The organism is Streptococcus infantis (assembly GCF_018499575.1).
Taxonomy (GTDB): domain Bacteria; phylum Bacillota; class Bacilli; order Lactobacillales; family Streptococcaceae; genus Streptococcus; species Streptococcus infantis_K.
Map to the genome: position 1 here is coordinate 77,239 of NZ_JAHDAP010000002.1, position 20,754 is coordinate 97,992.

16 protein-coding genes are annotated in these 20,754 nt (G+C 42.3%); 8 read left to right on the forward strand and 8 right to left on the reverse strand.

The window, feature by feature from the left end; translation table 11 throughout:
• Both KJR31_RS06405 and KJR31_RS06410 read right to left on the reverse strand, forming a co-directional pair.
• Nucleotides 1-1,293, reverse strand: a complete 1,293-nt coding sequence (locus KJR31_RS06405) for a sugar ABC transporter permease (protein WP_214262599.1) — start codon at nucleotides 1,291-1,293, stop codon at nucleotides 1-3.
• A gap of 125 nt (nucleotides 1,294-1,418) precedes the next feature.
• Nucleotides 1,419-2,687, reverse strand: a complete 1,269-nt coding sequence (locus KJR31_RS06410; RefSeq protein WP_214262600.1) for an extracellular solute-binding protein — start codon at nucleotides 2,685-2,687, stop codon at nucleotides 1,419-1,421.
• Nucleotides 2,688-3,117: 430 nt separating this feature from the next.
• Between KJR31_RS06410 and malQ the strand changes: the two genes are divergently transcribed.
• Complete coding sequence (malQ, locus tag KJR31_RS06415) at nucleotides 3,118-4,635, forward strand: 4-alpha-glucanotransferase (RefSeq protein ID WP_214262601.1); 1,518 nt, start codon at nucleotides 3,118-3,120, stop codon at nucleotides 4,633-4,635.
• 22 nt (nucleotides 4,636-4,657) lie between these two features.
• The gene (gene glgP / locus KJR31_RS06420; protein WP_214262602.1) at nucleotides 4,658-6,916 is read left to right on the forward strand and encodes a glycogen/starch/alpha-glucan family phosphorylase; all 2,259 of its coding nucleotides are present in this window, start codon (nucleotides 4,658-4,660) and stop codon (nucleotides 6,914-6,916) included.
• A 52-nt stretch (nucleotides 6,917-6,968) separates the two neighbouring features.
• Here the strand turns inward: glgP and KJR31_RS06425 are convergent, their stop codons facing one another.
• Nucleotides 6,969-7,817: a putative RNA methyltransferase gene (locus tag KJR31_RS06425; protein WP_214262603.1), complete on the reverse strand. Its 849-nt coding sequence runs from the start codon at nucleotides 7,815-7,817 to the stop codon at nucleotides 6,969-6,971.
• Between the two features lie 53 nt (nucleotides 7,818-7,870).
• A complete protein-coding gene (gene tyrS, locus KJR31_RS06430) occupies nucleotides 7,871-9,127 on the reverse strand; it encodes a tyrosine--tRNA ligase (protein ID WP_214262604.1) in 1,257 nt (418 codons plus the stop codon).
• A gap of 183 nt (nucleotides 9,128-9,310) precedes the next feature.
• On the opposite strand from tyrS, the gene mutL reads away from it, so the two are divergent.
• The 4 genes from mutL to KJR31_RS06450 all read left to right on the forward strand — a co-directional run bounded on the left by mutL (nucleotide 9,311) and on the right by KJR31_RS06450 (nucleotide 13,217).
• Nucleotides 9,311-11,260 carry a DNA mismatch repair endonuclease MutL gene (gene mutL / locus KJR31_RS06435; RefSeq protein ID WP_214262605.1) on the forward strand — a complete coding sequence of 650 codons (1,950 nt, stop codon included), beginning with the start codon at nucleotides 9,311-9,313 and terminating at the stop codon, nucleotides 11,258-11,260.
• A 119-nt stretch (nucleotides 11,261-11,379) separates the two neighbouring features.
• A complete protein-coding gene (gene ruvA / locus KJR31_RS06440; RefSeq protein WP_214262606.1) occupies nucleotides 11,380-11,973 on the forward strand; it encodes a Holliday junction branch migration protein RuvA in 594 nt (197 codons plus the stop codon).
• Between the two features lie 9 nt (nucleotides 11,974-11,982).
• Nucleotides 11,983-12,546 (forward strand): DNA-3-methyladenine glycosylase I, encoded by a 564-nt coding sequence (locus KJR31_RS06445; protein WP_214262607.1) that lies wholly within the window; start codon nucleotides 11,983-11,985, stop codon nucleotides 12,544-12,546.
• Complete coding sequence (locus KJR31_RS06450; protein ID WP_214262608.1) at nucleotides 12,543-13,217, forward strand: CPBP family intramembrane glutamic endopeptidase; 675 nt, start codon at nucleotides 12,543-12,545, stop codon at nucleotides 13,215-13,217. Before KJR31_RS06445 ends, KJR31_RS06450 begins: the two co-directional genes overlap by 4 nt.
• A 182-nt stretch (nucleotides 13,218-13,399) precedes the next feature.
• On the opposite strand, the gene KJR31_RS06455 is transcribed toward KJR31_RS06450, so the two are convergent.
• The 4 genes from KJR31_RS06455 to KJR31_RS06470 form a co-directional block, all read right to left on the reverse strand.
• A complete protein-coding gene (locus KJR31_RS06455) occupies nucleotides 13,400-14,455 on the reverse strand; it encodes a S66 family peptidase (protein ID WP_214262609.1) in 1,056 nt (351 codons plus the stop codon).
• A 148-nt stretch (nucleotides 14,456-14,603) separates the two neighbouring features.
• Complete coding sequence (locus KJR31_RS06460) at nucleotides 14,604-14,867, reverse strand: SemiSWEET family transporter (protein WP_214262610.1); 264 nt, start codon at nucleotides 14,865-14,867, stop codon at nucleotides 14,604-14,606.
• Nucleotides 14,868-15,065: 198 nt separating this feature from the next.
• Nucleotides 15,066-15,740: a DUF1129 domain-containing protein gene (locus tag KJR31_RS06465; protein ID WP_214262611.1), complete on the reverse strand. Its 675-nt coding sequence runs from the start codon at nucleotides 15,738-15,740 to the stop codon at nucleotides 15,066-15,068.
• A 12-nt stretch (nucleotides 15,741-15,752) separates the two neighbouring features.
• The gene (locus KJR31_RS06470) at nucleotides 15,753-16,697 is read right to left on the reverse strand and encodes a magnesium transporter CorA family protein (RefSeq protein WP_000815631.1); all 945 of its coding nucleotides are present in this window, start codon (nucleotides 16,695-16,697) and stop codon (nucleotides 15,753-15,755) included.
• A gap of 142 nt (nucleotides 16,698-16,839) precedes the next feature.
• Here KJR31_RS06470 and uvrA point away from each other — a divergent pair, with 142 nt between their 5' ends.
• Together uvrA and KJR31_RS06480 are read left to right on the forward strand one after the other, a co-directional pair.
• A complete protein-coding gene (uvrA, locus tag KJR31_RS06475) occupies nucleotides 16,840-19,671 on the forward strand; it encodes an excinuclease ABC subunit UvrA (protein ID WP_214262612.1) in 2,832 nt (943 codons plus the stop codon).
• Nucleotides 19,664-20,725, forward strand: coding sequence for a M24 family metallopeptidase (locus KJR31_RS06480; protein WP_214262613.1), 1,062 nt, complete (start codon nucleotides 19,664-19,666; stop codon nucleotides 20,723-20,725). Before uvrA ends, KJR31_RS06480 begins: the two co-directional genes overlap by 8 nt.
• Nucleotides 20,726-20,754: the final 29 nt, after the last annotated feature.

Consider the following 20,754-nt stretch of genomic DNA (forward strand, 5'->3'; position numbering starts at 1 on the left):
TTAGACGTCCTCCATATCAAATGCGTGTAGTTTCTTGAATGCAATCATAGAAATAGAGATGACGATGATTGAAATAATCAATGTAACGGCAGCAGCCATAGAGTATTGAGGAGCTGTACCAGTTGTCAAACGATAAATCCATGAGATCAAGATATCGGTTGAACCAGCTCCACCACCTACACTACCAGGACCTCCGCCATTGAAGAGGTACATAATAGAGAAGTTGTTAAAGTTGAAGGTGTATTGGCTGATCAAAGTAGGTGCCGCAACGGCCAAGATCATTGGGAAAGTGATGTTGCGGAATTTTTGCCAAGCATTTGCACCGTCAATGTAAGCTGCTTCGTACAAGTCATTTGGAATAGATTGTAGGATACCGAGTGTCAAGACATAAATATAAGGGAAGCCAAGCCATCCTTGCATCATAATCAAGGCAACCTTAGTCCAAGTAGGATTTGTTTTCCAAGGGATTAGTGCTCCATCGAGGAATGGAAGAACCTTAGCAAAGAGAGGGATTACTTGAGTATTGATAGCACCAACACTATCGTTGAACATATTTGAGAAAGTCAAGATAGTGATAAAGGCTGGTACTGCCCAAGGTAGAAGGAAGATAACACCAAAGATACGTTTACCCTTGATAAATGGTTGGTTCGCAATGATAGCAGTGAAAATACCAATAACAATCTGCAAAGTAGAAGCAGACAAAGCCCAGATAATGGTCCAAGAAAGAACGGAACCAAAGGCTGAACGGAAGGTACTCAAGCTCCAGATGTTTGTGAAGTTCGTCAATCCAACCCAGTCCAACAATTTATTTGGCGGTAAATGTTGGAAGTCATAGTTGGTAAAGGCAATCATCAAGGTTACGATAACAGGGAAGATAATCGCAAATGTCATCGCTACATATGATGGGATGATTAAGAGGTATGGGAATCCATTCTCATAAATACCTTTGATCATATCCTTGAAGGTACGAGCCACAGGAATACCGTTATTGATACGTTTTGCAATAGTGTGAGCATCTTTAATGTTGAAAATATAAAATGCTAAATAAACAATTACAAAAATAGAGTGGAAAGCACCACGAATCAGCATGAAAAGAGAGTTGTCACGGCCCGGTTTTGTACCGAGTGTGATCAAGTTACTCAATTCAGGAGCTGCAAGCGTTAGAAAATACAGAACAAATAGAACAGTCACACCAAGGAAAATAAAACCTTTAGCTTTTTGCTTGTTATAGATTTGTCCTAAACCAGGAATGATTGACAGCAAGGCTGCTTTGCGAGGCTGTTGTTTTTCCATGATTACTCCTTTCATAGGATGCGAGTTTAAACTCGGATTTATTCGTAAGATAGGTACATCAGATAAGAAGCATATCTATAAATTCAAAGGGGGGATTTTGCTTCCACCCCCCTTGAACAAATCAATTAGTTACCAAATTTTTGTTGGATTGTTTCCTTAATCAATGTTACAGCATCGTTAGCAGCTGTTTTCGCATCTTTCTTACCGCTTACAGTATCAAAGAGCATAGTTTTCGCTGGGTCCCAAACTGTTGACATTTGTGAGATGTTTGGCATTGGTTGAGCGTTCTTGAACTGTTTGATAACAGCTGTAGTCAACTCATCGTTTTTACCTTCAGCGTAAGCACGAGCTTCAGTGTTTGCTGGGATTTCGTTCGTTGCATCGTAGAATGCTTTTTGTTGTTCAGTTGAAACAAGGAAGTCTACAAATTTTTGAGCGCCTTCAAGGTTTTTAGTGCTTGATGGGATGATCCAAGCTTTACCTCCACCAAAGGCTTCGTAGTTTTTACCGTTTGGAAGAGTTGGGATAGTTGCAACACCGTAGTTTACTTTAGCATCTTTGAATGCTTGAGCTTTCCAAGGACCATCGATGATAGCAGCTGTTTTACCTTCTTGGAATTGAGTTTGGATCAAGTTTCCAGCACCTTCAGTATCTTGCATACCTTTAGGCCATTTGTCGTACCAAGTTTTAGCGTATTCGAGACCTTTGATTGCTCCGTCGTTAGCAAGACCGATATCTTTAGGATTTTTACCGTTATCACCAAATACGTAAGCTCCGTTACCAGCAAGAAGTCCGTATGCGTAGTAGAAGTTAGTCCAGTCAGCTAGGAAAGCAGTAGTTTTTCCGTCTTCTCCAGCGAAAGCGTATTTGCTATCTTTAGCAAGCTCTTCTAATTCAGCAAATGTTTTCGGAGCTTCTTTAATCAAGTCTTTATTGTAGTACATAACAAGTGACTCGATAACAGCAGGAGCACCGTAAACTTTACCACCAACAGTTACAAGAGATTTAGTAGTATCGTCTGTTTTAGCACCGTCGCTCAAAGTAACTTCTGAAAGTTGTCCGTCAGTACCAAGGCTACCTACACGGTCGTATGGAGCCATCATAACGTCAGCAGCTTTACCTGATTGGTTATCAAGTGAAAGGTTGTCAAGTCCACCTAATTGGTCACCAGTTTTAATAGTAACTTTTACACCAGATTCTTTTTCGTAAGCTTTTGCAGCTGATTCTGCGAATGCTTTATATTGGTCTTCAACGTAGAAAGTGATTTCTTGACTTCCTGATGCAGAAGAATCAGCAGCTTTATCAGCAGTTTTACTTCCACAAGCTACCAAAAGCAAGCTAGCAAGAGTAGCAGTACCAAGTACAGCAGCGCTCTTCATGAATTTAGTTGACATAATGTATTCCTCCTAAAGAATAACAAATTTTAATTTCGAGGAAACGCAAACGTTTTCCCTTATGACCATAGTATAGCACAAACGGAAAACGGTTGCAAGCACTTTTTTTAAAAATTTTTAAAAAGTTTAAAATTCGGCAGAAGAGGGGAATGTCGCTATAAAATGTTCTATAATAGGAAGAAAAAGTAAAAAATCAAGAAAAATGTTCGGAAAATAGAAAAATGGAAACGATTGCGCACTTTTTAAAAAAAAATTATCAAGGTCAGAGAATAGGATATAGTAAATTTTATTTTTAAGAATATCAATAAATCAAAAAAAGTTTTTTTAAAAACGCTTGCATTTCTTTTTGAAATGGGTTATACTTGAGTTGGCGCAAACGTTTGCGCATATAAATATGAAACTCTTAACTACAAACACGCGAGGTGCTAATATGAAAAAACGTCAAAGCGGTGTGTTGATGCACATCTCATCACTCCCAGGAGCATACGGAATCGGATCATTTGGTCAAAGCGCCTATGATTTCGTTGACTTCTTGGTTCGTACTAAGCAACGCTACTGGCAAATCCTTCCTTTGGGAACAACTAGCTATGGAGATTCTCCTTACCAATCATTCTCAGCCTTTGCTGGAAACACTCATTTTATCGACCTTGATATTTTGGTGGAGCAAGGTTTGTTGGAAGCAAGTGATCTTGAAGGTGTGGACTTTGGTAGCAACCCAACTGAAGTTGACTACGCTAAAATCTACTACGCACGCCGTCCGCTTTTAGAGAAAGCTGTTAAACGTTTCCTTGAAGTTGGAGATGTCAAAAATTACGAAAAGTTTGCTCAAGAAAATCAATCATGGCTTGAACTATTTGCAGAGTATATGGCTATCAAGGAGCATTTTGATAATCTTGCTTGGACAGAATGGCCAGATGCAGATGCACGTGCTCGCAAAGCCTCAACTCTTGAAAGTTACCGTGAACAATTAGCAGATAAACTTGTTTACCACCGCGTAACGCAATACCTTTTCTTCCAACAATGGTTGAAATTGAAAGCATATGCTAACGAAAACCACATTGAAATCGTCGGAGATATGCCTATCTACGTGGCTGAAGACTCAAGCGATATGTGGGCTAATCCACATCTCTTTAAAACAGATGAAAATGGGAAAGCGACTCACATCGCAGGATGCCCTCCTGATGAGTTCTCTGCAGACGGTCAACTTTGGGGTAACCCAATCTATGACTGGGAAGCAATGGACAAAGATGGCTACAAATGGTGGATTGAACGCTTGCGTGAAAGCTTCAAAATCTACGATATCGTTCGTATCGACCACTTCCGTGGATTTGAGTCTTACTGGGAAATCCCTGCTGGTTCTGAAACAGCGGCAACTGGTAAATGGGTAAAAGGACCTGACTACAAACTCTTTGCAGCGGTTAAAGAAGAACTTGGTGACTTGAACATCATCGCCGAAGACCTTGGATTTATGACTGACGAAGTTATTGAGTTGCGTGAACGTACTGGATTCCCAGGGATGAAGATTCTTCAATTTGCCTTCAACCCTGACGATGAAAGTATCGATAGCCCTCACTTGGCACCAAATAACTCTGTCATGTATACAGGAACACACGATAATAACACTGTTCTAGGTTGGTACCGTGATGAGATTGATGATCCAACTCGTGAGTACATGGCTCGTTACACGAACCGTAAAGAGTATGAAACAGTGCCACACGCAATGCTTCGCACAGTATTTTCATCCGTTAGCTTCATGGCTATTGCAACTATGCAAGACTTGCTAGAATTGGATGGTTCAGCTCGTATGAACTTCCCATCTACTCTTGGTGGAAACTGGTCATGGCGTATGACAGCAGATCAACTAACTCCTGCTGTCGAAGAAACTTTGCTTGATCTGACTACAATTTATCGCAGAATTAATAAAAATTTGGTAGAATTAAAGAAATAAGACATTATCAGGAGATACAAAAATGTTACCATTAAAAGAATTTGTACAAAATCGTTACAATAAATCGATCGCAGAATGTAGTAACGAAGAGCTTTACCTTGCTCTTCTTAACTACAGCAAGCTTGCAAGTAGCCAAAAACCAGTCAACACTGGCAAGAAAAAAGTTTACTATATCTCAGCTGAGTTCTTGATCGGTAAACTCCTGTCTAACAACTTGATTAACCTTGGTCTTTATGACGAAGTTAAGAAAGAACTTGCTGACGCAGGTAAAGAGTTGATCGAAATCGAAGAAGTAGAATTGGAACCATCACTTGGTAATGGTGGTTTGGGACGTTTGGCAGCCTGCTTTATCGACTCAATCGCTACACTTGGTTTGAACGGAGACGGGGTTGGTTTGAACTACCACTTCGGTCTTTTCCAACAAGTGCTTAAAAACAACCAACAAGAAACCATTCCTAACGCTTGGTTGACTGACCAAAACTGGTTGGTTCGTTCAAGCCGTAGCTACCAAGTGCCATTTGCACACTTTACATTGACATCTACTCTTTACGATATCGATGTACCTGGTTACAAAACAGCTACTAAAAACCGTTTGCGTTTGTTTGATTTGGACTCAGTTGATTCTTCAATCATCAAAGATGGTATCAACTTTGACAAGACAGACATCGCTCGCAACTTGACTCTTTTCCTTTACCCAGATGATAGTGACCGTCAAGGTGAATTGCTCCGTATTTTCCAACAATACTTCATGGTTTCAAACGGTGCTCAATTGATCATCGATGAAGCAATCGAAAAAGGAAGCAACTTGCATGACCTTGCTGACTACGCAGTTGTACAAATCAACGATACTCACCCATCAATGGTGATTCCTGAGTTGATCCGTCTTTTGACTGAACGTGGTATCGAACTTGATGAGGCAATCTCTATCGTTCGCAACATGACAGCTTATACCAACCACACAATTCTTGCGGAAGCCCTTGAAAAATGGCCTCTTGAATTCTTGGAAGAAGTGGTTCCTCACTTGGTACCAATCATCAAAGAATTGGATCGTCGTGTGAAAGCAGAATACAAAGACCCAGCTGTTCAAATCATTGATGAAAACGACCGTGTACACATGGCTCACATGGATATCCACTACGGATACAGTGTTAACGGGGTAGCAGCACTCCACACTGAAATCTTGAAGAACTCTGAGTTGAAAGCTTTCTACGACATCTACCCAGAAAAATTCAACAACAAAACAAACGGGATCACATTCCGCCGTTGGCTCATGCATGCCAACCCAAGCTTGTCTCACTACTTGGATGAGATTCTTGGACGCGATTGGCACCACGATGCTTCTAAGTTGGAAGACCTTCTCTCATATGAAGACAAGGCTGCTGTCAAAGAAAAATTGGAAAGCATCAAAGCTCACAACAAACGTAAATTGGCTCGTCACTTGAAGGAACATCAAGGTGTGGAAATCAATACAAACTCTATCTTTGATATCCAAATCAAACGTCTTCACGAGTACAAACGCCAACAAATGAACGCATTGTATGTGATTCATAAATACCTTGACATCAAGGCTGGTAACATCCCTGCTCGTCCAATCACAGTATTCTTTGGTGGTAAAGCAGCTCCTGCCTACACAATCGCTCAAGATATCATCCACTTGATCCTTTGCTTGTCAGAAGTGATTGCAAACGACCCAGCAGTAGCACCACACTTGCAAGTGGTTATGGTTGAAAACTACAACGTTACTGCAGCAAGCTTCCTCATCCCAGCATGTGATATCTCAGAACAAATCTCACTTGCTTCTAAAGAAGCTTCAGGTACTGGTAACATGAAATTCATGTTGAACGGAGCTTTGACTCTTGGTACTATGGACGGTGCTAACGTGGAAATCGCTGAGTTGGTTGGAGACGAAAACATCTACATCTTCGGTGAAGATTCAGAAACTGTTATCGACCTTTACGCAAAAGAAGCTTACAAATCAAGCGAATTCTACGCTCGTAAAGCGATCAAACCATTGGTTGACTTTATCGTGAGCGACGCTGTTCTTGCAGTTGGTAAGAAAGAACGTTTGGAACGTCTTTACAACGAATTGATCAACAAAGACTGGTTCATGACTCTTCTTGACTTGGAAGACTACATCAAGGTGAAAGAGCAAATGCTTGCTGACTACGAAGACCGTGACGCATGGTTGGATAAAGTGATTGTCAACATTGCTAAAGCAGGATTCTTCTCATCTGACCGTACAATCGCTCAGTACAACGAAGATATCTGGCACTTGAACTAAGATTAAACAAAAACGCATCTTTAATAGATGCGTTTTTTGATTTTAGATTCATTCACAGTACTTTCCCAATAAGAATCTCTGCTTCGATGGTAATCTCTGTCAGTTGGCTCCAGTCAATCTTGCTTTGATCGACGTGAAAGAGTAGGGGCGTCATGCTAAGCAGGGCTTGGCGTTGCTCTGCGGTGATGGACTTGGTCAGGGAAGCTATCTGACTCGATTGGATGCTGAAATGTTCCTGGAAATGTTCCTTAATATCTTGGTTGGAATAGTCCTTCTTTGTTAGTTGCTCCTGTACCATTTGGCGGATTTCTTTAAGGTGATTTTCGGTAGGAATGACCTTGATTAAGATGCCGTCTTTTGATAATACTCTTTGAAATTCTCCGTAGTTGGCAGGCGAGAAGATATCAAGTAGCATATCCATGCTAGCGTCTTTTATAGGAAGGCGAGCCAGGTCGCCGACAAACCAGTTGACTGCCCAGTTGGTTTCGCTTTTGGCTGCGATTTGGACCGAGTCTTTTGAAATGTCAAAGGCATAGAAGGTTTTATCAGAGTTGGCTTCTTGGAGTTTACGAGAGTAAAACCCCTCGCCACAACCGATATCCAAGACAGTTTTTGCGGATAGCTTCGTTGCTAGTAAGTCCGAGATGGTTTCTAAGATAGCCTGGTAAAATCCAGCTTCTAGGATTTGCTGGCGGTTCTGAAAGTTTTCCTTGTCGTAGTTAGCAGATTGCTTGATTTGGGGTGCCAGATTGACATAGCCGAATTTTGCCAGATCAAAAGAATGGCGATTCTCACACTTGAGACTGCTTTCAACCAAGGCCAGATTTTCTTGGCAGATAGGGCAGGCAAAGGCGCTAGCAGAAGCAAAGCGCTGGAGTTTGGGTTTGAGGTTTGTATTCATAGTTTTAGTCTAGCAAAAAAAGGACTGGATAGCAAATGCCTCCAGTCTGTTTGTTAATATGTAAGGACGAAGTATTTTTTCTTACCACGACGGATAACAGTCAGTTCGTTCTCTAACTTATCTGCATCTCCTAAGACATAGTCAAGGTCTTGGATACGGTCGCCGTTGACGTAGATAGCACCGTTTTGAACGTCTTCACGGGCTTGGCGTTTTGAATTAACCACGCCAGATGATACGAGAAGTTCAACGATGTTGTGGTTTTCATCTGCTTGAACTTGGTAGTTTGGCACGCCACGAAGTCCTTGTTTGAGTTCTTTGACAGAAAGGTTTTTGATGTTTCCAGCAAAGAGTTGTTCAGTGATGTTAAGGGCTTCTTTGTAAGCTTCTTCTCCGTGAACAAGAGTCACGACTTCACGAGCGAGGACTTTTTGAGCCAAGCGTTCGTGTGGAGCTGCTTCAAACTGTTTGCGGATGTCTTCAATCTCGTCTAATGACAAGAAAGTAAAGATTTTCAAGAAGCGAACAGCGTCAGCATCCATGACATTCATCCAGAATTGGTACATTTCGTATGGAGAAGTCTTTTCAGGGTTGAGCCAAACAGCGTTCCCTTCAGATTTACCAAATTTCTTACCCGTCGCGTCTGTAATCAGTGGAACAGTAATCACGTGACCAATCTTGTCAGCTTTACGACGAAGCAATTCGGTACCAGCAGTCATATTTCCCCATTGGTCAGAACCACCGATTTGAAGGGTTACATTGTGCTCTTGGTTAAGAACGAAGAAGTCGTAACCTTGCATGATTTGGTAGGCAAACTCAGTGTAAGAAATCCCTGTTTCGATCCGTTTCTTCACAGACTCCTTGCTCATCATGTAGTTGACAGTGAAGTATTTTCCGATATCACGGAGGAAGTCAATGAAGCTGATGCTGCCAAACCAGTCGTAGTTGTTGACCATGACAGCTTTATTTTCACCATTTTCAAAGTCAAGAAAGCGAGAAAGTTGTCCTTGGATAGACTTGACCCAGCCATCTACTGTGTCTTTTGTTTGGAGACTACGCTCAGCATCTTTGAAGGACGGATCTCCGATGAGACCTGTAGCACCGCCAACGAGCGCATATGGTTTGTGACCTGCTAACTGCAAGCGACGACTTGTCAAGATTGCGACAAGGTGGCCTAGGTGAAGGCTGTCAGCAGTTGGATCGTAGCCAGTATAATAAGAAACTTGACCTTCTTCTAGGGCTTTACGCAAAGCTTCTTCATCAGTCGTTTGAAAAATCAAACCACGCTCTTTTAGCTCATCAAAAATGTGCATGTGTCTTTTCTCCTTTTTAAAATATTGTTTCTACCTATTGTACCACAAAGTCAGGAAATAGCCTAGTATCTTAGGGGAGAAAGTTGGTGCATGGACTTTTTTGGAAACGAGTGAAATATGGTATAATAGCACTAGCTTATTTTCAGAGAAATAGATAAAAATAGTTAAGAAAGGGGCTGAAAGATGTCTCATATTATTGAATTGCCGGAAGTCTTGACCAACCAAATCGCAGCAGGAGAAGTCATCGAACGTCCTGCTAGTGTGGTTAAGGAGCTAGTTGAAAACGCTATTGATGCTGGCACTAGCCAGATTATCGTTGAAATCGAGGAAGCTGGGCTTAAGAAAATCCAAATCACAGATAATGGTCACGGGATTGCCCACGATGAAGTCGAGTTGGCTCTCCGCCGTCATGCGACCAGTAAGATTAAGAATCAAGCGGATCTTTTTCGGATTCGGACCCTCGGCTTTCGTGGTGAAGCTCTGCCTTCTATCGCATCTGTCAGTGTTTTGACTTTGTTGACAGCGGTGGATGGTGCCAGTCACGGGACCAAGCTAGTGGCTCGTGGGGGAGAAGTTGAGGAAATCATTCCAGCGACAAGTCCTGTAGGGACTAAGGTTTGTGTGGAAGACCTCTTTTTCAATACACCGGCTCGTCTCAAGTATATGAAGAGTCAGCAGGCGGAGTTGTCTCATATCATTGATATTGTCAATCGTCTGGGGCTAGCCCATCCGGAGATTTCTTTTAGCCTGATTAGCGATGGCAAGGAAATGACACGAACAGCTGGTACGGGTCAACTGCGCCAAGCCATTGCTGGGATTTATGGTTTAGCCAGTGCCAAAAAAATGGTTGAAATTGAGAATGCTGACCTAGATTTTGAAATTTCTGGCTTTGTCTCATTGCCGGAATTGACACGGGCTAATCGCAACTATATCAGTCTCTTCATCAATGGCCGTTATATCAAGAATTTCCTGCTCAATCGTGCCATTTTAGATGGATACGGTAGCAAACTCATGGTGGGGCGTTTTCCACTGGCTGTTATTCACATCCAGATTGACCCTTACTTAGCCGATGTCAATGTGCACCCAACCAAGCAAGAGGTACGAATTTCCAAGGAAAGGGAGCTGATGGCACTGGTTTCAGAAGCTATTGCAAAGAGTCTCAAGGAACAGACCTTGATTCCAGATGCCTTGGAAAATCTGGCTAAGTCTACTGTTCGCAATCGTGAAAAGGTAGAGCAAACCACTTTACCGCTGAGAGAAAACACGCTCTACTATGAAAAAACGGAGCTGACAAGACCGACTCAAGCTGAGGTAGCAGACCATCAGGTGAATCTGACGGAAGAAAGACAGGATTTGAATCTGTTTGCTAAGGAAACCTTAGACCAGATAACCAAGCCAGCCAAACTGCATTTTGCAGAGAGAAAGCCTGCTAATTATGACCAACTAGACCATCCAGAGCTAGATTTAGCCAGTCTGGATAAGGCTTATGACAAGCTAGAGCGAGAAGAATCTTCAAGCTTCCCAGAGTTGGAATTTTTTGGGCAAATGCATGGGACCTATCTCTTTGCCCAAGGTAGAGATGGGCTTTACATCATAGACCAACACGCAGCCCAGGAGCGGGTTAAGTATGAGGAGTACCGTGAGAGCATTGGCAATGTTGACCAGAGCCTGCAGCAACTCCTAGTGCCCTATATCTTTGAATTTCCTGCGGATGATGCCCTTCGTCTCAAGGAAAGAATGCCTCTCTTAGAGGAAGTTGGCGTCTTTCTAGCAGAGTACGGGGAGAATCAATTTATCTTGCGCGAACATCCCATTTGGATGGCAGAGGAGGAAATCGAGTCTGGGATCTATGAAATGTGCGACATGCTCCTCTTGACCAAGGAAGTTTCGATAAAGAAATATCGAGCAGAGCTAGCCATTATGATGTCCTGCAAGCGGTCCATCAAGGGCAACCATCGTATTGATGATCACTCTGCTAGACAACTCCTCTACCAACTCTCCCAATGTGACAATCCATACAACTGTCCCCACGGACGTCCTGTTTTGGTTCACTTTACCAAGTCGGACATGGAAAAGATGTTCCGTCGCATTCAGGAAAATCATACTAGCCTCAGAGAGCTAGGAAAATACTAATACTCTTCGAAAATCTCTCTAAACCTCGTCAGCCTTACCTTGCCTAACTCAAGTTATGCCTACGGTTAGCTTCCTAGTTTAGATTTGATTTTCATTGAGTATAAATTGAAGGGAAAATTATGTACGAATATCTAAAGGGTATTATTACCAAAATTACTGCTAAATACATCGTTCTAGAAGCTAACGGTATCGGCTACATTCTGCATGTAGCTAACCCTTATGCCTACTCAGGACAAGTCAACCAAGAAGCAAAAATCTATGTGCATCAAGTTGTACGTGAAGATGCTCATCTACTTTACGGTTTTCGTTCAGAAGACGAGAAAAAGCTCTTTCTCAGCTTGATTTCGGTGTCGGGCATTGGCCCAGTCTCTGCGCTTGCTATTATCGCAGCTGATGACAATGCAGGACTTGTGCAAGCTATCGAGACCAAGAACATCACCTACTTGACCAAATTCCCTAAAATCGGGAAGAAAACAGCCCAACAGATGGTCTTGGACTTAGAAGGGAAAGTGGTTGTTGCAGGAGACGATCTCCCTGTCAAGGCTACAGCACCATCTAGCAGTGCCAACCAAGAATTGGAAGAAGCTATGGAAGCCATGTTGGCTCTTGGTTACAAGGCTACCGAACTCAAGAAAATCAAGAAATTCTTTGAAGGGACGACCGATACAGCAGAGAACTATATCAAGTCTGCTCTTAAGATGTTGGTCAAATAGGAGAATAAGATGCCCAAACGCTGTGGCTGGGTTAAAATGAACAACCCGCTATATATAGCCTACCATGATAAAGAATGGGGACGTCCCCTCCATGATGACCATGCCCTTTTTGAGTTGCTCTGTATGGAAACCTATCAGGCAGGGCTGTCTTGGGAAACGGTGCTCAACAAACGACAAGCCTTTCGGGAAGCTTTTCATGGTTACCAAATTCATCGTGTTGCAGAGATGAGCGACTCCGAATTGGAAGATTTAATTGACAATGTAGCGATCATCCGAAATCGAGCTAAGATTTTTGCGACGCGTGCCAACGCCCAAGCCGTTCTACAAGTCCAGGCAGAGTTTGGCTCTTTTGATAGCTATCTCTGGTCTTTTGTCGAGGGGAAAACTATCGTTAATGATGTGCCTGACTACAGCCAGGCGCCTGCCAAAACAGCTCTATCTGAGAAATTATCCAAAGATCTCAAAAAACGAGGCTTTAAGTTTACGGGTCCTGTTGCAGTTTTGTCATTTCTACAAGCTGCAGGTCTGGTTGATGACCATGAGAATGATTGTGAATGGAAGGGTCTTAAATGATGTCTACCAAATATAAGGGAGTTCTGGTTTTTGGGCTCCTCTATACAGTTCTCTTTGTGTTTGATGGCATTAGATGGTTGTCTTTCTTGATGCCATCTACCATTGCAAATTATCTAGTCTATGTAGTATTAGCTCTATATGGCTCTTTCTTGTTCAAGGATAGATTGATTCAACAATGGAATGAGATTAGAAAGACGAAAAGAAAATTCTTCTTTGGCGTCTTAACAGGCTGGCTCTTTCTCATTCTGCTGACTGTTGTCTTTGGCTTTGTATCAGAGATGTTGAGACGGTTTTTGGGGCTGGTCGGACAAGGTCTAAACCAGTCGAATATTCAAAGTACCTTTCAAGAGCAACCACTACTGATAGCGGTTTTTGCCTGCATCATAGGACCTTTAGTAGAAGAGCTCTTTTTCCGTCAAATTTTATTGAGATATTTAAGGAAAAGTCTACCAACTTGGTTGAGTGTCTTTTTGGTCGGCCTTGTCTTTGCGCTTACTCATATGCATAGTTTGTCTTTATCAGAGTGGATTGGTGCAGTCGGATACCTAGGTGGTGGCCTTGCCTTTTCAATTATTTATGTGAAAGAAAAGGAGAATATTTACTATCCCCTACTTGTTCACATGTTAAGCAACAGTCTCTCCTTGATCATTTTAGCTATCAGTAGTATGTGACGAAAATGCCAGTAATGATAATGAGAAAAAGAGGCTGGGACAAAAGTCCTAGCCTCTCAATTGTCTATGGATTGTCGAGCAAGACGCAGTGGTTGAGTGGGCTCTACTACGCTGCTTTCATCAGCTTTTACAGCCCTACTCAACTGTGCGGAGGTGGGATGACGAAATCGAATTCTAACGAATTACCAATTTCTGTCCCACTCTCTTTCTTTGTTATAGTCAAAGCGAATGACTTGATCCGTTGCGTCTACATACGCGTGGACTCCAAAGGGAACAATTGCTCTTGGTGTGGCATGGCCAACGTTTAGATTATAGACAATCGGGATATTGCTATCAATGGTGTCCATTAAAGCCTCCTTATAGTCGTCATAGAAGGTTTCATCCATAGGTTTTCCGACCAAGAGTCCACTGATGACTTCGAATATCCCAGTTTCTTTTAAAGCCTGCAACATTTTTTTGAAATCATCAGGTTCAGGCTTTTCTTCACTTGTTTCTAGCAATAGAATCTTTCCTTTCCAGTCGGATAAGTCAGGGAAGAGTCTGTACTTTTGGCAGAGGTCTGTGCTATCTGCGTGTAGAGAGTTGTCAAAAATATCATAGAGAGACTCAAGACAACCACCGAGGATTTCTCCCTCAAACTGAGCATTTCCTTGCAACAACTCAAAACCGGTATTTGCATGACTGATACGAGGTGTTCCCAGAGCCTTGGGACTAAAATCAGTTCGTTCCTCATACCAAACGTCACTAGGGCGGATTTCTGAGATTTTTCCTGTTTCTATCAATTCTTTAAAGTAGTGGAGGCTATATGGCAACATTTCTTTGTCTAACTCACAAATGTCTGCTAGAAATGATTGGCCGTAAAAAGTCTTGATTCCTAGTTTATGCAACATGAGATGGTTCATGGTCGTATCCGAGAAACCGAGAAAAATCTTTGGTTTGATAACCTTTTGTAGTTGGTCATTTTCAAAAAGATAAGGTAGCAAGCGATAGGTATCGTTTCCACCAATGGCGCATAGGATCATGTCGATGCTATCATCAGAAAAGGCATGAATCAAATCCTCTGCACGTGCCTCAGGATGTTCTTTGATAAAATCTAAGCCTTTTAGTGAATGGGGCAAAAAGACAGGTTTGAGTCCCAGATTCTTTAGACGTTGGACACCCAAGTCCATTTCGTGTTTGACAAAGTATTCTCCTATAATCCCACTAGATAAACTTATAATACCAATAGTAGAAGTCATATATTATCCTCCTAGAAAAAATTGATGCTATTGTATCACAAAAGATGAGGGGAAACAACAAGAATTAGAATCAGAAAAAGGCTTTTAGATTAAGAAAGTAAGCAAAAAAGCAACCAATTGTGTGGTTGCTTTTATAGTAGTTAATTTCTTATAGAGCAGTAAGGAAGGTCAGTCCGCCAAGGATAACCCCAGCCGAGTTTGGAATGATTAGAATCCAGTCTTTCTTAGGCTCTTTTGTCCATCCATAAATGACCCAGATTAAGCAAGAGACTGCTGCTGATAAAGGTTGAAATGGTTGAGCTTTATTTCCTTGTAAATTGGCAAAAATTTGGGGGATGTAGGCTATAAATACAATAATCCCGATAAAGGCACCAATTGAACCAACAATTTGATTAATTCTATGTTTAGTCATATATATTTCTCCTTATTACTTTATTAGCATAACAGAAAAACAACTTGGATTCAAGGATAAAACCTCGGGATTCCAAGGGAAGACTTTACATTAGAATGTTATTAGAAAATGTGTTTACTTCTTTTGAGAATCGAAAAATGATTTGGAACTACAAAAAAAGTAGTCTGTCTACAAAACACACTACTTTTATTGTTTATCTTAATATCTAGCTGGTCCTGCACTTGCGCTCTTGATGTTGAAGCGTTTCTTGAGGTAGAAACGTAGGGCAAGGAGAGCTCCTCCAATCACCAATAAAACAAGAGGTGGTAAGCTGATGTTGATGGCTTGTGGAAGGAAATTGCTCAAGAAGAGAATGAAAACCCAGACAAACATGGTTGCTAACATAACCAAAAGTGATTTCCAGAATGGAGGACGTTGGCTACGGTCAGTATCAGGTCCGTAGTAGCGGTAGATAAAGTGGTAGAGCAGGTAAAAGGCAACTCCACCAAAGGCCCCTACACTGATAAGTGTTACCAATCCGTAGGCCACAGGTTGGTTTGAGAAGAAGCTCATCAAGGCGCTAACTACTGCAAATAATCCTGTGATGAAAAGGGCTGAATCCAACATCATCAATTTTGGATCGTCATTTTCCTTTGGATGTTCTTTTTCGTATTGTTCTTTTTCGCTGAAGCTGTGAGCCCAGTGAGTTGGTGCTCCGTAGATAGAACGAGCTGTCACTCCTTTTGGTTGTTCTTCAAGGATGTGAGGAATGACTTCTTCAAGGATGGCCTTGATTTCAGCATCGGTTTTTCCATCTTTTAGAAATTGCTGGGTTGCAATATGGATAAATTCCTGGTTTTTCTTTGTTAATTCTTTTAAATCAATCTGTGACATAATAACTCCTGTTTAGAACCATTTTTTATGGATGAGGTAAAGAGTGAGAGAAACACTCATAGCAAAGGCGATAAAGACGATGAGCCAGAAAGCATGCGGTTCTCCGTTTAAAGGGATTTCATTATCCTTAAAGTTCATTCCGTAAGCTGAGAAAATCATAGTCGGGATAGACATAACGATGGTCACGAGGGCCAAGGTTTTCATGATATTGTTCTGGTTGTTTGAAATGATAGAGGCAAAGGTCTCTGTCATAGAGTGAAGGACGTTTCCATAGATATCCGCCATCTCGATGGCCTGTTGCGTTTCAATCAAGGTATCTTCCAGTAGATCTTCGTCTTCAAGGTATTTCTTGATATTGCTAGTTGCGCTGGTCAACTTTTTAATCACGCGCTCGTTTGTCTTAAGAGAGGCCTTGAAGTAGACGATGGTCTTTTCCAACTCCATGAGTTCAATCAATTCTTCATTTCGAGTAGATTTGTGAAGTTGGCTTTCGATTTGCTCACTCTTACGTTCGATAGAACGGAGGGCTGTCAAGTATATCTCTGCATTGCGATAGAGGATTTGGAAGATGAAGCGCGAACGCATGAAGGTATAGAAATTTCGAAGCCTACGATTGATAAAGACATCAAGAAGTGGTAGAGGCTCCAAGCAAGTAGTGATGATAGCCTCTTCCGTGATGATAATCCCTAAGGGAATCGTTACATAGTAGGTCTGGTTATTTCTTTCCTCTGTGATTGGGACGTCCACGATGATCAAGGTGTATTCATCTTCAATCGTGATACGAGACATTTCTTCCGCATCGAGTGGTGCACGGAGGTCAGCGATATCAATATCAAAGGCAGAGGCGATTTCCATCGATTCGCTTTGGGTAGGATTAACGAGATTGATCCAAGTGCCCGGCTGGAGCGTATCGATCTCTTTAAATTCAGTTGTAGTTGAGAGAAAGACTTGCTTCATATCTCCTATCCTTTCCTAATCTAATCCGTGTTTCAGTGATTTTTAGCACCGTACTATTATACTACAAATTCGGCTTTTTTGGTAATAGAATTTCACTTTTTTTGGTATAATGGAAAGCAACAATGGACTAGAAAGAAGTAACATGCAAGATAAGATTGTCATCCATGGGGCACGCGCCCATAATTTAAAAAATATAGATGTGGAAATTCCACGAGACAAGCTAGTTGTGGTGACGGGGCTATCGGGTTCGGGCAAGTCCAGTCTTGCCTTTGATACCCTTTATGCAGAAGGGCAACGCCGCTACGTCGAGAGTCTGTCAGCCTATGCCCGTCAGTTTTTGGGCAATATGGAAAAGCCTGATGTGGATTCTATCGATGGTCTCAGTCCTGCTATTTCTATCGATCAGAAAACGACCAGTAAAAATCCACGTTCTACCGTTGGAACAACGACGGAAATCAACGACTACCTACGACTCCTCTATGCACGTGTAGGAACACCCTACTGTATCAACGGACATGGGGCTATCAAGGCTTCGTCTGTCGAACAGATTGTCGACAAGGTTTTGGAATTGCCGGAACGCCAGCGCTTACAGATTCTAGCACCTGTTATCCGTAAGAAAAAAGGGCAACACAAAACTCTGATTGAAAAGATTCAAAAGGATGGCTACGTTCGTGTCCGTGTTGATGGGATTGTCTACGATGTGACCGAAGTTCCTGAACTTGAAAAGAATAAACAACACAACATTGACGTGGTGGTAGACCGTATCATTATCAAGGATGGTATCCGTAGTCGTCTCTTTGATTCGATTGAAGCAGCCCTTCGTATCGCTGAAGGTTATGTGGTTATCGATACTATGGATGATTCGGAGTTACTCTTTTCAGAACATTATGCCTGCCCAGTCTGTGGTTTTACCGTTCCAGAACTGGAACCTCGTCTTTTCTCTTTCAATGCTCCGTTTGGTTCTTGTAGCGAGTGTGATGGTTTGGGGATCAAGCTAGAGGTTGATACGGACTTAGTCGTACCAGATGCTAGCAAGACCCTTCGTGAGGGGGCCTTAGCACCTTGGAACCCCATCTCTTCTAACTATTATCCAAATATGCTAGAACAAGCTATGACAGCCTTTGGAGTGGACATGGATACGCCTTTTGAGGCCTTGTCTGAGGAGGACAAGCATCTCATCTTCTATGGTTCAGATGGTAAAGAATTCCATTTCCACTATGAAAATGAATTTGGTGGAGTTCGTGATATCGACATCCCTTTTGAAGGAGTTGTCAATAATATCAAGCGTCGCTATCATGAAACCAATAGTGACTACACCCGCACACAGATGCGTCTTTATATGAATGAGCTAACTTGTGGTACCTGTCACGGTTATCGCCTCAATGACCAGGCTTTATCTGTTCGTGTAGGAGGAGAGGAAGGTCTTCATATCGGAGAAATTTCAGACCTCTCCATCGCAGACCATTTGGAAGCTATTGATCAGTTGACCCTATCAAAAAACGAAGCCATTATCGCTCGTCCGATTCTTAAGGAAATCAAAGATCGCTTGACCTTCCTCAATAATGTGGGACTTAACTATTTGACTCTCTCTCGCTCGGCAGGAACATTATCAGGTGGAGAAAGCCAACGTATTCGCTTGGCAACTCAAATTGGTTCCAATCTCTCAGGAGTCCTCTATATCCTAGACGAGCCGTCCATCGGTCTTCACCAGAGGGACAATGATCGCCTGATTGCCAGTCTGAAAAAGATGCGTGATTTGGGAAATACTCTTATCGTGGTAGAACATGATGAAGATACCATGCGAGAGGCTGATTATCTGATAGACGTCGGCCCTGGTGCAGGGGTCTTTGGTGGAGAAATTGTTGCTGCGGGAACGCCTAAGCAGGTAGCTCGCAACAGTAAGTCCATCACAGGACAGTATTTGGCAGGTAAACGTGCCATCCCAGTACCGACGGAACGCCGTGTAGGCAATGGGCGCTTCATCGAGGTGACTGGGGCGCGTGAAAACAACCTACAAAATATCACTGCTCGCTTCCCCTTAGGAAAATTTATCGCTGTGACTGGTGTATCCGGTTCAGGCAAGTCGACCCTCATTAACAGCATCCTCAAAAAAGCCATTGCTCAAAAGCTTAACCGCAATTCAGATAAGCCTGGTAAGTTTAAGGCGATTACAGGAATTGAGCATATCGACCGTCTGATTGATATTGACCAAAGTCCTATTGGAAGAACACCAAGGTCCAATCCTGCAACCTATACAGGTGTCTTTGATGACATTCGAGACCTCTTCGCTCAGACAAATGAAGCCAAGATTCGAGGCTACAAAAAGGGACGTTTCAGCTTCAATGTTAAGGGTGGTCGCTGTGAGGCCTGCTCGGGTGATGGGATTATCAAGATTGAGATGCACTTCTTGCCAGATGTTTATGTGGCTTGTGAAGTCTGCCACGGAACCCGCTACAACAGTGAAACGCTAGAAGTTCACTATAAGGAAAAGAATATCTCGCAAGTCTTGGATATGACCGTCAACGATGCGGTAGAATTTTTCAAACACATTCCGAAAATTCAACGCAAACTCCAGACTATCAAAGATGTAGGTTTAGGTTATGTGACCTTGGGCCAACCAGCCACGACTCTTTCTGGAGGAGAAGCTCAACGTATGAAGTTGGCCAGTGAACTCCATAAGCGCTCAACAGGTAAGTCATTCTATATTCTGGATGAGCCGACGACAGGACTTCATACGGAGGACATCGCTCGTTTGCTTACCGTTTTGTCTCGCTTTGTCGATGATGGCAATACAGTTCTCGTGATCGAGCACAATCTAGATGTTATCAAAACAGCAGACCATATTATCGACTTAGGACCAGAAGGCGGTGTTGGTGGTGGGACCATCATTGCAACAGGAACTCCAGAAGAAGTAGCTGCGAATCAAGCTAGCTATACAGGACAGTATTTGAAAGGAAAGTTACATCATGAATAAACGTGTGCAAGCATTTTTAGATAAAATGCAAGAAAAAGAACTAGATGGAATTATTATCAATAACCTTAAAAATGTCTACTATTTGACAGGATTTTGGGGTTCAAATGGGACAGTCTTTATCAGTCGTGACCGTCAGGTCTTAGTGACAGATGCTCGCTATATTATCGCTGCCAAGCAAGAAGTTACTGGCTTTGGGATTTTTGCAGAACGTGATGAGTTGGCAACTATCGCAAAGATTGCTAAAGATATGGGTCTTTCTCGTATTGGTTTTGAAGATGAAATTTCAGTTTCTTATTACCACCGTATGCAGGGAGCTTTTGAAGGGTTGGAACTAGTTCCACAGACACAGTTTGTTGAAGCTCTTCGTATGATTAAGGATGAGACAGAGATTGCGACGATTCGCAAGGCTTGTTCAATCTCAGATCAAGCTTTCCACGATGCCCTTGAATTTATTAAGCCAGGGAAGACTGAGATTGAAATTGCCAATTTCCTCGACTTCCGCATGCGTGAGTTGGGAGCGGCAGGCTTGTCTTTTGATACCATCCTAGCGAGTGGAATCAACTCTTCTAAACCCCATGCTCACCCAATGCATAAACCAGTAGAACTAGGCGAAGCCATTACTATGGACTTCGGTTGCCTTTACGAGCATTATGTGAGTGATATGACACGGACCATCTATCTAGGCCATGTCAGTGACGAACAAGCAGAAATCTACAACACTGTTTTGAAGGCTAACCAGGCCCTGATTGACCAGGCTAAGGCTGGCTTAGGATTCCGTGATTTTGACAAGATTCCTCGTGATATCATTGTGGAAGCAGGCTATGGAGAATACTTTACACACGGTATTGGCCATGGTATCGGACTGGATATTCACGAAGAGCCTTACTTTAGTCAAACTTCGAAAGAAGTTATTAAATCGGGTATGGTCTTGACTGATGAACCAGGTATTTATATTGAAGGAAAATACGGAGTCCGTATCGAAGATGATATCCTCATTACAGATACAGGTTGCGAGCTATTGACCCTTGCTCCAAAAGAATTGATTGTTATCTAAGAAAAATGAGATAAATCATTGACTTTTAC

Excerpts from the sequence above, each read along its gene's own strand:
- KJR31_RS06405 (WP_214262599.1), bottom strand. The coding sequence starts at position 1,293 with ATGGAAAAACAACAGCCTCGCAAAGCAGCCTTGCTGTCAATCATTCCT.
- KJR31_RS06455 (WP_214262609.1), bottom strand. The coding sequence starts at position 14,455 with ATGACTTCTACTATTGGTATTATAAGTTTATCTAGTGGGATTATAGGA.
- KJR31_RS06445 (WP_214262607.1), top strand. The coding sequence starts at position 11,983 with ATGCCCAAACGCTGTGGCTGGGTTAAAATGAACAACCCGCTATATATA.
- KJR31_RS06465 (WP_214262611.1), bottom strand. The coding sequence starts at position 15,740 with ATGTCACAGATTGATTTAAAAGAATTAACAAAGAAAAACCAGGAATTT.
- uvrA (WP_214262612.1), top strand. The coding sequence starts at position 16,840 with ATGCAAGATAAGATTGTCATCCATGGGGCACGCGCCCATAATTTAAAA.
- glgP (WP_214262602.1), top strand. The coding sequence starts at position 4,658 with ATGTTACCATTAAAAGAATTTGTACAAAATCGTTACAATAAATCGATC.
- KJR31_RS06410 (WP_214262600.1), bottom strand. The coding sequence starts at position 2,687 with ATGTCAACTAAATTCATGAAGAGCGCTGCTGTACTTGGTACTGCTACT.
- KJR31_RS06460 (WP_214262610.1), bottom strand. The coding sequence starts at position 14,867 with ATGACTAAACATAGAATTAATCAAATTGTTGGTTCAATTGGTGCCTTT.
- KJR31_RS06425 (WP_214262603.1), bottom strand. The coding sequence starts at position 7,817 with ATGAATACAAACCTCAAACCCAAACTCCAGCGCTTTGCTTCTGCTAGC.
- malQ (WP_214262601.1), top strand. The coding sequence starts at position 3,118 with ATGAAAAAACGTCAAAGCGGTGTGTTGATGCACATCTCATCACTCCCA.
- ruvA (WP_214262606.1), top strand. The coding sequence starts at position 11,380 with ATGTACGAATATCTAAAGGGTATTATTACCAAAATTACTGCTAAATAC.
- KJR31_RS06470 (WP_000815631.1), bottom strand. The coding sequence starts at position 16,697 with ATGAAGCAAGTCTTTCTCTCAACTACAACTGAATTTAAAGAGATCGAT.
- mutL (WP_214262605.1), top strand. The coding sequence starts at position 9,311 with ATGTCTCATATTATTGAATTGCCGGAAGTCTTGACCAACCAAATCGCA.
- KJR31_RS06450 (WP_214262608.1), top strand. The coding sequence starts at position 12,543 with ATGATGTCTACCAAATATAAGGGAGTTCTGGTTTTTGGGCTCCTCTAT.
- KJR31_RS06480 (WP_214262613.1), top strand. The coding sequence starts at position 19,664 with ATGAATAAACGTGTGCAAGCATTTTTAGATAAAATGCAAGAAAAAGAA.
- tyrS (WP_214262604.1), bottom strand. The coding sequence starts at position 9,127 with ATGCACATTTTTGATGAGCTAAAAGAGCGTGGTTTGATTTTTCAAACG.